At 40.3% G+C, this 12,614-nt stretch carries 12 protein-coding genes; all 12 read left to right on the forward strand.

The features are described 5' to 3' along the window. The 12 genes from hisIE (at position 1) to DWZ93_RS03015 (ending at position 12,594) form a co-directional block, all read left to right on the forward strand. Positions 1 to 1,284: a bifunctional phosphoribosyl-AMP cyclohydrolase/phosphoribosyl-ATP diphosphatase HisIE gene (hisIE, locus tag DWZ93_RS02960; protein ID WP_118451908.1), complete on the forward strand. Its 1,284-nt coding sequence runs from the start codon at positions 1 to 3 to the stop codon at positions 1,282 to 1,284. A gap of 67 nt (positions 1,285 to 1,351) precedes the next feature. After that, entirely contained in the window at positions 1,352 to 1,657 is a 306-nt protein-coding gene (locus tag DWZ93_RS02965; RefSeq protein ID WP_118383675.1) for a hypothetical protein, read from the forward strand. Positions 1,658 to 1,679: 22 nt separating this feature from the next. Next, positions 1,680 to 2,777 (forward strand): hypothetical protein, encoded by a 1,098-nt coding sequence (locus tag DWZ93_RS02970; RefSeq protein WP_118451909.1) that lies wholly within the window; start codon positions 1,680 to 1,682, stop codon positions 2,775 to 2,777. Between the two features lie 385 nt (positions 2,778 to 3,162). Beyond that, a complete protein-coding gene (gene hdhA, locus DWZ93_RS02975; protein WP_118451910.1) occupies positions 3,163 to 3,960 on the forward strand; it encodes a 7alpha-hydroxysteroid dehydrogenase in 798 nt (265 codons plus the stop codon). Between the two features lie 114 nt (positions 3,961 to 4,074). Continuing rightward, a complete protein-coding gene (locus DWZ93_RS02980) occupies positions 4,075 to 5,079 on the forward strand; it encodes a hypothetical protein (protein WP_147364652.1) in 1,005 nt (334 codons plus the stop codon). A 15-nt stretch (positions 5,080 to 5,094) separates the two neighbouring features. Beyond that, complete coding sequence (locus DWZ93_RS02985) at positions 5,095 to 6,201, forward strand: ABC transporter permease (protein WP_118451912.1); 1,107 nt, start codon at positions 5,095 to 5,097, stop codon at positions 6,199 to 6,201. Then, positions 6,198 to 7,310 (forward strand): FtsX-like permease family protein, encoded by a 1,113-nt coding sequence (locus tag DWZ93_RS02990; protein ID WP_158574273.1) that lies wholly within the window; start codon positions 6,198 to 6,200, stop codon positions 7,308 to 7,310. The genes DWZ93_RS02985 and DWZ93_RS02990 overlap by 4 nt, the downstream gene beginning before the upstream one ends. 8 nt (positions 7,311 to 7,318) lie before the next feature. Then, positions 7,319 to 7,984 (forward strand): ABC transporter ATP-binding protein, encoded by a 666-nt coding sequence (locus DWZ93_RS02995; RefSeq protein WP_118451914.1) that lies wholly within the window; start codon positions 7,319 to 7,321, stop codon positions 7,982 to 7,984. A gap of 84 nt (positions 7,985 to 8,068) precedes the next feature. Further along, positions 8,069 to 9,934 (forward strand): TIGR03960 family B12-binding radical SAM protein, encoded by a 1,866-nt coding sequence (locus DWZ93_RS03000; protein WP_118451915.1) that lies wholly within the window; start codon positions 8,069 to 8,071, stop codon positions 9,932 to 9,934. After that, positions 9,918 to 10,661, forward strand: coding sequence for a TIGR03936 family radical SAM-associated protein (locus tag DWZ93_RS03005; RefSeq protein WP_118383854.1), 744 nt, complete (start codon positions 9,918 to 9,920; stop codon positions 10,659 to 10,661). Before DWZ93_RS03000 ends, DWZ93_RS03005 begins: the two co-directional genes overlap by 17 nt. 86 nt (positions 10,662 to 10,747) lie before the next feature. Continuing rightward, positions 10,748 to 11,230, forward strand: a complete 483-nt coding sequence (ybaK, locus tag DWZ93_RS03010; protein WP_118451916.1) for a Cys-tRNA(Pro) deacylase — start codon at positions 10,748 to 10,750, stop codon at positions 11,228 to 11,230. A gap of 44 nt (positions 11,231 to 11,274) precedes the next feature. Continuing rightward, a complete protein-coding gene (locus DWZ93_RS03015; protein WP_118383856.1) occupies positions 11,275 to 12,594 on the forward strand; it encodes an aspartate kinase in 1,320 nt (439 codons plus the stop codon). The last annotated feature ends 20 nt before the right edge of the window (positions 12,595 to 12,614 follow it).

The raw sequence follows: 12,614 nt of genomic DNA on the forward strand, positions 1-12,614 counted from the left end.
ATGAGTTATAAAAGAGTAATACCATGTATATTTATCGATTCGGGAAAGGCAGTGCGCTGGTATGATGACCGGACGGTGATCAGTAAAGATGTAGTCTCGCTGGCGCGTTACTATAGTGAAAATGGTGCAGATGAACTGTTGGTATTTGACCTGTCCGAGTCAGATGAAGACCACGAAGAAGCTATCAACCTGATGCGCAAGATCAACCGTGTGATCCGGATTCCAATGGTTGCGGGAGGGAATATCAAGCGTCAGGAAGATGTAAAGAAGATTCTTTATGCAGGAGCAAAACGCGCCATGCTGAACTTTTCCAAAAAGGACAGTATTGAAATGATGGAAGCGGCAGCACTTCGCTTTGGCAAAGAGAAGATCGCAGTATCATTAAATGATTTTGATTCACTCTTCAAACAGCAGCATGTGATTAATGAAAACTGCAGTGAGATTGTATTTATGCACCGACTGGATCTGGATTCAGTGATGAATATTACCGATATTCCGTGTGTGATCGTGACCGATTCTATGGAAGAACCGGAACTTATCAATATATTAAAGTGTCCGGGAGTAAAAGGACTGTCAGGGCGCTATGTAAGCCAGACAGATATGAAATTCAGTGAATTTAAGAAACGTTGTGAAGACGAAGAGATTAAGATGACTTCATTTGAGAGCATCATGGAATTCTCAGAATTTAAGCTGAATGAAAATGGACTGATTCCGGTTGTCGTACAGGATTATAAGACACAGGAAGTTCTGATGGTTGCATATATGAACGAAGAGGCATTCTATAATACGATCAAGACCGGACGGATGACCTATTACAGCAGAAGCCGCAAGTGCCAGTGGGTGAAAGGTGAAACCAGCGGACATTTCCAGTATGTGAAGTCACTGACCATTGACTGTGACAAGGATACTTTGCTTGCCAAAGTAGAACAGATCGGAGCAGCCTGCCATACAGGAAATAAGACCTGTTTCTATCAACCGCTTGTTGGAACAGATTATGATGAGAAGAATCCGCTTCAGGTATTTGAATCTGTGTATGCGGTAATCGAGGATCGTAAAGCAAATCCAAAAGAAGGCTCATATACAAATTACCTGTTTGATAAAGGAATTGATAAGATTCTTAAGAAGGTTGGAGAGGAAGCCGCAGAGATCATTATTGCAGCAAAGAATCCAAATCCGGAAGAGGTAAAATACGAAATGGCTGATTTTATTTATCATGCTATGGTATTGATGGTAGAAAAGGGACTTACCTGGGATGATATTGTGGGTGAGCTTGCCGACAGATAAAATCAGGGATATATAGCAGATGAATTTCATAGACTGATATAAGAACGATAATGGAGAGGTTCAGTCTGTGAATGAATCAGAAAAAAGAAGAAGAGAATTATTGCGTTCAGCCAGAGAAATGTATGGAGATTCCCATATGCCGCCTGCGGTACATCCGAGATTTCGAAATATATATGGGGATTTATATGAATCAGAGGAACAATCATCCGGATTGCAGACACGCCTTTTGATCGGATGTGTATTGTTCCTGGTATTTGTGCTGATGGATTATTTTCATTTAGAGATTGCTCAGGTAGACAGTGAAGAGGTTGTGCAGATGGTAGAACAGGATGCCAATGCGGTAGAAAGCTGGAGTGATCTGATTATTAAGTAAGAAAGAATAAGAGGGCAAACGAATGAAAAAGAGGAGAATGTTGTGTGCATTGTGCCTGCTGCTTGGCCTGATGATGTTATGTAGCGGTTGTGAAAAGAAAGAGTCGGCAGATGATTATCTTGGCCGTTTGATTACTCGTGCCAAGGAAAATGAGGGCGAACTGCAGAGTGTTTTAGAAACGGGAATTGCGGATGCCAAATCATCCAATGATTTTGTGATTGATTTTCCAGATGAATTAAAGGAATCCTATGAAGCATTTCTTAAGGAAGCACTGAATCAGGTACAGTTTGAACTTAACAAAGCAGACAAGGAGTCTAATGATACCTATATCATTCGTGTAACTTATGAACCGATTGATATTGCAGCTACGACCAAAGAAACGGATGCCGGATATGTAAAGAATATATCAGGCACAGATTTTACAACAGAGGTGAAAAATCTTCTGGAAGAAGATACGAAGCTTTTAAGTAATGCCACAAAACAGCAGAAAAAGAGCAGAACCATTACTGTAAAGAAGTCCGGAGACAGCTATAAAGTATCGAAAAAGGATATCACGGCATTGTTGCAGGATGCACTTCAGGGGTATATGGCTCCTTATGAGGCAGTCGGTACCGTGTTTGATTTCCGTGATTTTATGCAGGCATACCTGGATGCATATTTTAAGGGAGATACTGAACGCTACTGTATGCATACAGGTGAGAGTGCAGAAGAAGCTGCTGCCTGGTATGAGGAATCGTTTAACAGTTTTCGGCTGGATGATCTGACAGAAGATCAGAATACGAGGTTTATTAATGCTATAAAAGCAATATATAAGAATTGTCAGTACACATTAGGTGCGATGCGGCAGGTATCGCTTACAGAGTATCAATTTGATCTTACCGCGACACCGAACACAAGTATTGTAAATGCGGCAAGTGAATTGGATGCAGGTACTTATTACAGTACTGCCGAGGTGGCAGATGCATTTTTGAATATCTATGATAAATATGCAGCAGCACCGTCATATGGTACAGAGACAACAGTTACGATTAACTGGAACAGTCTGAATATGGCGTCCAGCAATGCATCAGCGGATGAGAATTTTAACCGTCTGGTGGAAACGATCATTCCGTCAGAATAAGAGAAGTTTGAATGTATTCATTTTGAACGCAGATAAGCATTCCCCCGCTTCAAGTGCGCGGAGCACTAAGCGGTGGGTGAGGGGGATGCTTATGTCAGTGGGAGTTGAAAGCTCTCACTGACAGATCGCGAAGCGACTGCGTTCATGAGCAAGTAGTGAAGCGGATTGCGAATGTCCGCTTTACTAATGCGATTAGAAAGAGCTTTGTACTTGTGTACGGAGCTCTTTTTTGTGAGAAAAGTCGTGCAATACTTTGTGAAAAATTAGAATAATAAGAAAATGATAGAAAAAACTCAGCTTATGTCCATGTTTGTTTGCTGAAATGTGATAAAATAACAAACAAATATTTCATAAAGACTGATTATATGGAAAGGAGCATGGGATTATGAGATTAGATGGAAAAGTAGCAATTGTAACTGCATCTACAAGAGGAATCGGACTTGCCTGCACACAGCGTCTTGCACGAGAAGGAGCAACTGTATATATGGCCGCCAGAAATATGGAGCGCGCAGAGAATCGTGCAAAAGAACTGAATGATGAAGGATGCAACGTAAAAACCGTATATAACGATGCAACTGAAAAGGAAACTTATACTTCTATGGTAGAAGAAGTATTCAAGAATGAAGGAAGAATTGATATTCTGGTAAATAATTTCGGAACATCTAATCCACAGAAAGATCTGGATATCAAAAATACAGAATATGACGAGTATATCCGTACTGTTGATATTAATCTTGCCAGTGTATTTATGACCAGCCAGGCTGCAATTCCACACATGGCAGCAAATGGCGGTGGAAGTATTATCAACATTTCTTCCATCGGAGGTCTGCGTCCGGATATTTCCCAGATTGCATACGGAACCAGTAAGGCAGCAATCAATTATCTGACCAAACTTATTGCAACGCAGTGCGCAAGAGATAACATCCGTTGTAACGCCGTATTACCGGGAATGACAGCAACAGAAGCTGTATCAAACAATCTGACACCGGAATTCCAGGAATTTTTCTTGAAACACATTCCGATCAAGAGAATGGCAACGCCTGAAGAAATTGCGGGAGCAGTTGCATATTTCGCAAGCGATGATGCGGCATATACGACAGGACAGATCATGGATGTATCCGGCGGATTCGGAATGCCGACACCAATCTTTGGTGATATGATCGCGATGAAGAGTAAGAGATAAATAGAATGACTTAGAGGAAGACAGTGATTATGCTGTCTTCTTTTTTTGTAACGAATTTTAATCTCAATGGTCTAATAGGTAAATAAACAATATCGGAAGGAGTGGGTATGAGATATGAGGAAGAAAATGTTGATTTTATTAGTTGTTGGAAGTATGAGCTGCGCTATGATAGGCTGTCAACCAAAACATAACGAAAATTATCAAAAGATGATAAATTCTCAAAATGATATATTACCTATCTATGACTATGATGATGTAGAAAATGAGATATCAGATCTCGATAATCTCCAGGAGATTATGTCAAATGCAGTGGTTGAAGAATGGAAGAATGATAATATAGTGAAACCTTGTGGAATTGTCTGTCTGGAAGATGGAATTGTAGTTACAGATAGTGAGACAAATTCTATTATTAAAATCGATTATTTCGGAAATGTATTAAAAACGATAGATCAATCTGGAGAAGAAAAGCTTATATCTCCTGGGGCAATTGCCGAATATGCTCAGAAATTATACGTAATAGATCAGGGGAATAATCGAGTTCAGGTATTCGACAGTGACTTGAATTATATAGAGAAGATAGATTTAAAAGAATCAAAGCTATTAGGTCCGGATTACCAGCCTCAAACCATTGCAGTAAATGAGACAGGTGTATATGTTACAGGAATGTCATTACATAATCCTGTGATTGATTGGTATCAGAAGGGAGAATTACAGGAAATCGGAACTAATTTTATCGGATCAATCCGAGAATATAATGGTCAGATATACGCGATTAATTCAATGGGAATATATTATGACGAAAAAGAGGACTGTTTCGGAGCGATTACAACGGTACCGGGAAAACTCATGACTATCAAAGGAAAAAAACTCAGGGAGGTATGTGAGTTGCCATGCGGATTTGGCATTAGAAATTTTCTCCTTGATGAAGATGGAATAATCTGTGTTTCAGGTTCGGGAGCATCTATATATCGGCTTGATATGGAGGGCAAATACATAGAAACCATTGCATCGCTTCAGGGACTGGAAAATGAAGAATATCCACAGATAGCAAAAAGTGATCAAAATGAGTATTTTCTCGTAATGCCAGTGGCAAAGAAGATCTATCATATTTTTGAATAAAGAGGAAAGAAATGTATGAATCGAAAAAAATATATTTTATATCAGATATGGTTGAAAATTCTGCATCAAAAGAAAAAGTATTTATTGTATGTACTTTCCTTTTATGTCGGGCTTCTGCTGCCTGCATTCTGCCTGGCTAATATCAGGTCGGTAGACAGAGTGTTTTATTTTACCACTTTTCATGGGATGAAGAACACCGTACAGATCGACTGGTTCGGTAAGAAATTTGAGGAGTTCTCCGATGAAAATATGAACTGTTTTATAAAGGCATATCAGGAAGAAGATTTTACAGAATGGAATCACAAATATGTCTCTGTAATAGGCATTGATGAAAATTATGCTTATCCGATCCCGGATCTGGATGGCAGAATGTTTCATGAACAGGAAATGAAAGATGGTGCAATGGTATGTTTGTTGGATATGCAATGTGCAAAAGAATACGGCTATCAACCAGGTGATTCGTTGATGATCCATGGAAAGCAATACAAGATTATAGGGATTATGGATAGCAGTATTTATTCTGGAATTGTGATACCTTACCGAACTATGAAAAAGCTATATCAAAATGATGGAAAAATACAGTTTACAGGAACATTTTTCATTAGGAACGGTCAAGCAGAAGATGTGAGTAATCATGTGATGAAATGGATTGCAGATCATGATCCGAACGCAGAACTCATATCGATGAGCTCAGGAGTAGAATTATACGATAACGCAGTCAGAACAAAAGATCAATGGCGGCTCCTTCGACTAATTATAGCTGGAATTGCATTGTTATTTTTCTTGTTAAATGAATCAATAGTAATTATTGAGAAAGTTGAAAATGAGCGGGGAATGTCAGGAGTAAATATGGCTGTCGGGGCATCCGGAGCAGAAATAAAAGTAGCAGCATTTGGGGAAAATGTAGTGATTTCATTGTGTGCAGCAGTACTTGTACTCTTGACTATGAATCCACTGGCAAAGATGTTTGCATTAGACAATGTGATTGTATTAGATAGAGTGGTTGTGATTGAAATGGCATTTACAGCGTTTATGCTCTGCGGAATTTTGACATGGTGTTCCATGAGAAGAATGAAACTATATCAAATATCTTATATGTTAAAGATAAAGGAGACAGAGTGAATTATATAATTAAAATGGCATGGCAGCATCTGAAATGGAATAAGTGGATTTCTATATTAATGATTATAGAAATTACATTGGGTATCGGCGTGTTGGTTTATTCATTGAATCTTTATTCGTCACTGCTAAATGAAGAAAAAGAGAGGAAGCAGCAGCGGTATGACTGGTGTCTGGAAATAACCAGTCCGGATGCTGTTGCATCCATTGGGAATCCGGCGTTGACATTTGAAGATTATGAAACGATACAGAAAATAACAAATAATAAGACATTCTGTTATATTGCTGTTCCCGAATTTTATACAGACAGCATTAATAACTATGAATTTACCATGATTCTGGCAGATTATGACAAAATAGGCTTAAAACGGGAAGATTCTTATTGGGGATCTTCCATAGAGAATATCAGAACACAGTTTGCAGTATCAGGATTAACTTCTAAGAAATTGCCAAAAGACATAAATAGTCAGTCATGGAAAACAGAAGTCGCAGATATAAAACTTAAAAATTGCGTGATTGTTCCGTTAGAATATATGCGGCAAATGGAACAGGAGATAGAAATGGCTTATATTCATATGGAATGGAATTCAAAAGAAGTAAGTGATACAACATTTGAAAAGATCGAGAACTATCTGACAGAAATCCATGGAAATACATATTCCTATCGTATTTATTCGCCGGAAATTGATTTGCAGAATAATGGGTATAAAGTAAAACAATCTATACAATTATTAATGCATCTGGGTGGTTTGTTTTTGCTGATATTTTTTGTGGGAATCTTATCGGTTTTCCGGTTATTGTTTGACCGGCGTGAGAAAACATATGGCATCAGCCTTTCGTGCGGTGTAGATTATAAAAAAATATTCTGTGAGATATTGCTGGAAATTGCATTGATGAATGGAATAGGGACTTTTCTTGGAGTGGTTATCGGGTATATAGCTACTTACTATATGGATATCGGACTCATGATAGGGTATATCAAAGTACAGGGAAGTCCAATGGTATTTGTTATAAGTCTATGCATCTGTTGCTTTATCACCATTGTCGTGTCCGGAATGAATTATAAAAGACTGAAACGTAAGAAAATCATAGAATTATTGAATGGGTATTAGGTGATAGAATGATTGAATTAATGAATATAAGAAAAACATATTACGGAAAAGATATAGAAACGAACGTATTAAAGGGTGTAAATCTGACAGTTGCTTCCGGTGAATTCGTATGTATCTATGGCAGTTCCGGAAGTGGGAAATCAACGCTTTTAAATATTATTGGTTTGATTGATCAAGCCTCGGAAGGCGAATATTTACTGGATGGAGTAGACATTAATCAATTAAAAGACAAACAAAAGGCTGCTATTAGAAATCAGAGAATTGGATTTGTGTTTCAGGCGTATCATCTGATACAAGAAATGAATGTTTTAGAAAATATCGTAGTTCCGCTCGGATATGCAGGAATATCTAAAAAAGAAAGAATAAAAAGAGCACAGGAATTACTGAACGAATTTCATATGGAACATTTGAAGAGTAAACACATTTCTCAGTTATCCGGAGGAGAACAGCAGAGAATATCAATTATGCGGGCGCTTTCCAATAAACCGGAGATTCTGTTAGCAGATGAACCGACCGGTAATCTGGACAGCGAAAATTCTAAAAAAGTTATGGAAATATTGAATCATTTGAATAAAAAGGGAATGACAATTATCATGGTGACGCATGATCTGTCATTGGCTGAGTATGGCTCAAGAATTATTCATATAGAAGACGGCAAAATAGTTGAAAGATAATTTGCCGAAGCTTTGGATTCATGCTACAATGAAACAATATGATTTAAAGTTTATCATTGTAATGTATAAATCAAGGAGTAATGAATGAGAAAGTTAGCTTTAAGTGACGAAATTTTGATGAAAATAGAGAAACCGGCGCGCTACATCGGTGGCGAGGTGAATGCAGTGACCAAAAAATTGGATGATATAGATGTCCGCTTTGCAATGTGCTTCCCGGATGTCTATGAAATTGGTATGTCCCATTTGGGAATTCAGATTTTGTATGATATGTTCAACCGCAGGGATGATGTGTGGTGTGAGCGCGTGTATTCTCCGTGGGTAGATCTGGATAAAGTGATGAGGGAAGAGAAGATTCCGCTGTTTGCACTGGAATCGCAGGATCCTGTGCGTGATTTTGATTTTCTTGGAATCACGATCCAGTATGAGATGTGTTATACCAATATTCTGCAGGTGTTAGACTTGGCCTGCATTCCGCTTCATGCGAAGGACCGGACCGAGAAAGATCCGATTGTGATCGGTGGTGGTCCATGTGCGTATAATCCGGAGCCGATTGCAGAATTTTTCGATATGTTTTATATCGGTGAGGGCGAGACGGTCTATGATGAACTGTTGGATACGTACAAAGAGAATAAGAAAAATGGCGGATCGCGTATGGACTTTCTGGCGAAAGCCTGTCAGATCGATGGCATCTATGTTCCGATGTTCTATGATGTGACTTATCACGAAGACGGAACGATCGATCAGTTTTTCCCGGTTAACAAGCATGCACCGTCCGTGATCCACAAGCAGGTAGTCATGGATGTGACGAACACGACCTATCCGCAGGCACCGATCGTTCCTTATATTAAAGTGACGCAGGATCGTGTGGTATTGGAAGTACAGCGCGGCTGTATTCGTGGCTGCAGATTCTGTCAGGCTGGTATGTTGTACCGCCCGACCAGAGAACGTGACGTCGAGACGCTGAAGCAGTATGCATATAATATGCTGAAGAATACAGGTCATGAGGAGATATCTCTTAGTTCCTTAAGTACCAGTGATTACAGTGAATTAAAGGAACTGGTGACATTCCTGATCGATAACTTTAAAAATAAAGGAATCAATATTTCGTTGCCATCTCTCCGGATTGATGCATTTTCGCTGGATGTAATGAGCCAGGTGCAGGATATCCGTAAGAGCAGTCTGACATTTGCACCGGAGGCTGGTTCCCAGCGGATGCGTAACGTCATTAATAAAGGTCTGACGGAAGAGGATATCATTTCCGGAGCCGGACAGGCATTTGAAGGTGGATGGAACAAAGTAAAGCTTTACTTCATGCTGGGACTTCCGACTGAGACGGAGGAAGATATGGAGGCAATCGCTGTTCTGGCAGATAAGGTTGCCAGAAGATATTATGAGATTCCAAAGGATCAGAGAAATGGCAAATGCCAGATTACAGCAAGCTCTTCGTTCTTTATACCGAAGCCATTTACACCGTTCCAGTGGGCACCGATGCTGAATCACGAAGACTATATTGAACGTGCAGCAATTGTAAAGCATGCATTTCTTAATCAGCTCAATAAAAAGAGTCTGCGTTACAATTGGCATGATGCTGAGGTAAGTGTGCTGGAGGGTGTATTTGCCAGAGGTGATCGCAAGATAGCGTCAGTCATCGAAGAAGCTTATCGCATGGGATGTATCTATGATTCCTGGAGTGAACAGTTTGATAATGATAAATGGATGCGGGCATTTGACAATACAGGTATTGAGATTGGATTTTATAATCTTAGGGAACGCGGGGAAGATGAAGTATTTCCATGGGATTTTATCGATATCGGCGTGACGAAGAAGTTCCTCAGAAGAGAATGGGATCGCGCCATGAAGGGCGAAGTGACACCGAACTGCCGTATGCAGTGTTCTGGATGCGGTGTGGCAAAATGGAAAGGAGGTGTCTGCATTGAAAGTAAGAATTAAGTTCCGCAAATACGGAATTCTGAAATACATTGGACATCTGGATGTGATGCGTTTCTTCCAGAAGGCAATGCGACGCGCAGATATCCCGATCGCATTTACCGGAGGATACAGTCCTCATATGATCATGTCTTTCGCACAGCCGCTCGGACTTGGCGTGACAAGCGAAGGGGAATATCTGGATATTGAGCTTGCGGGGGATATTACATCGGAGGATGCAGTCAGACAGTTGAATCAAACAATGGCAGACGGTATCGATGTCGTAAGTTTCAGACAGATCCAGGATGAGAAAAAATACAGCGGTATGACGCTGGTGGCTGCTGCGGATTATCTGATCGTGCCAAAAGATATGGAAGAGACAGCGTTAAGAGAACATAATAGTGAGACACCGGTGTTCCCTGATAACTGGAATGAAGCGCTCGCTGCATTTCTGGAGCAACCGGAGATTAAAGTTATGAAGAAGACGAAGCGCAGTGAAAAGGAAGTGGACATCCGTCCGATGATCTATGACATGCATATGGAGCCTTCGGGAATCTGTATGCAGCTTGCGGCGGGAAGTGAGAATAACCTGAAACCGGATCTTGTGATGGAGACATTTTTAAAATATGTCGGCGAAGAAGAGGTGAAGCTTCATTATCATAGAAGAGAAGTTTATGCGAAGAATCCTAAGTCCGAAAATCCAAGATTTGTATCATTAGAATCACTTGGCTGGGATATTTTATCTTGCTAAAGTGCCGTGGCAAGTGGTATAGTAATGAACTAGAAGCAGAATAGTGGCATATACAGCTTCAAAGCATACGATAACGAGGTAAGATAATGAGTAAAAAAGAGATTAAGACCAATGCCATGCGGATTCTTGACCGTATGAAGATCTCGTATACTTATGAGACCTATGAGTGTGATGAATTCACAGATGGTATCCAGGTGGCAGATAAATTAAATCTGGATCATAGGCAGGTATTTAAGACACTTGTGACGACAGGAAAGACAGGTAATCATTATGTATTTGTAATCCCAATTGAAGATGAAATTGATTTTAAGAAGGCAGCCAAGGCAGTTGGTGAGAAATCACTGGAGATGCTGCATCTGAAGGATCTGACCAAGGTGACAGGATATGTCCGTGGCGGATGTACTTCTATTGGAATGAAAAAGAGTTTTCCGACTGTTATTCAGGAAAGCGCAAGGGATTTTGATGAGATTTATGTGAGCGGCGGTAAGCTTGGCATGCAGATAAAGCTTGCTCCGGCAGACCTGAAGAAAGCTGCAAATGCAGAATTTGGTGATGTGATAAGAGGTTAGCCAACCGGTAACACAATTCGAGATTTATGGAGGTCTACAAAAGAATGAAAAAAGTAGTTAAATTCGGAGGAAGCTCGCTGGCAAGTGCAGAACAGTTTAAAAAGGTTGGAGCCATTATCCGTCAGGAAGAGTCCAGACGCTATGTGGTACCATCCGCACCGGGAAAACGTTTTTCCGGGGATACAAAGGTAACAGATATGTTGTACAGCTGCTATCATCTGGCAATCCAGGAAGAAGATTTTGATGAGCAGTTAGATGCGATCAAAGCCCGTTATCAGGAGATCATTGACGGACTTAAGCTGGATCTGAGCCTGGATCAGGAGTTTAAGGTGATCCGCGAGAATTTCAGCAAGAAGGTGGGACGCGATTATGCGGCGTCCAGAGGAGAGTATCTGAATGGTATGATCATGGCTGCTTATCTTGGCTATGAATTTATCGATGCAGCAGAAGTGATCTTCTTTAATGAAAAGGGTGGATTTGACGCAGATAAGACACAGAAGATCCTGTCGGAGCGTCTGGCACATACCGAAAAAGCAGTAATCCCAGGATTCTATGGAGCAGGATATGATGGAACGGTGAAAACATTTTCCAGAGGTGGTTCTGATGTAACGGGTTCCATTGTGGCAAAGGCAGTTCATGCAGACATGTATGAAAACTGGACAGATGTATCAGGATTTCTGATCGCTGATCCACGCGTGGTAAAGAACCCAAAAGCAATTGATGTGATTACATACCGTGAGCTTCGAGAGTTATCTTACATGGGAGCATCTGTACTTCATGAAGATGCAATTTTTCCGGTACGTAAAGAAGGTATTCCGATCAATATCCGTAATACGAACGTACCGGAAGATAAAGGTACACTGATCGTAGAGGCAACCTGCAGAAAGCCGCGTTTTGTCATTACAGGTATCGCAGGTAAGAAGGATTTTGCTTCTATTACTATTGAAAAAGCAATGATGAACTCAGAAGTAGGATTCTGTAAGCGTGTGCTGGAAGTATTTGATAATAATGGTATTTCTATTGAGCATATGCCGTCAGGTATTGATACCATGACAATTCTGGTACATCAGGATGAGTTTGAAGAAAAGGAACAGGAAGTTGTGGCAGGCATCCACCGCGCAGTAGAACCGGATTTTGTGGAAATGGAATCTGATCTTGCACTGATCGCTGTGGTAGGTCGCGGTATGAAGTCTACCCGTGGTACTTCCGGACGAATCTTTTCAGCACTGGCACATGCCAATGTGAACGTGCGCATGATCGATCAGGGATCCAGTGAGTTGAATATTATCATTGGCGTGCGGAACCATGACTTTGATAATGCAATCAAAGCAATTTATGACATTTTTGTAATGACACAGTTGTAATAATAAAGATTTAATATGCG

The sequence above is a fragment of the Dorea sp. AF36-15AT genome, from assembly GCF_003477705.1.
Taxonomy (GTDB): Bacteria; Bacillota; Clostridia; order Lachnospirales; family Lachnospiraceae; genus Claveliimonas; species Claveliimonas ammoniilytica.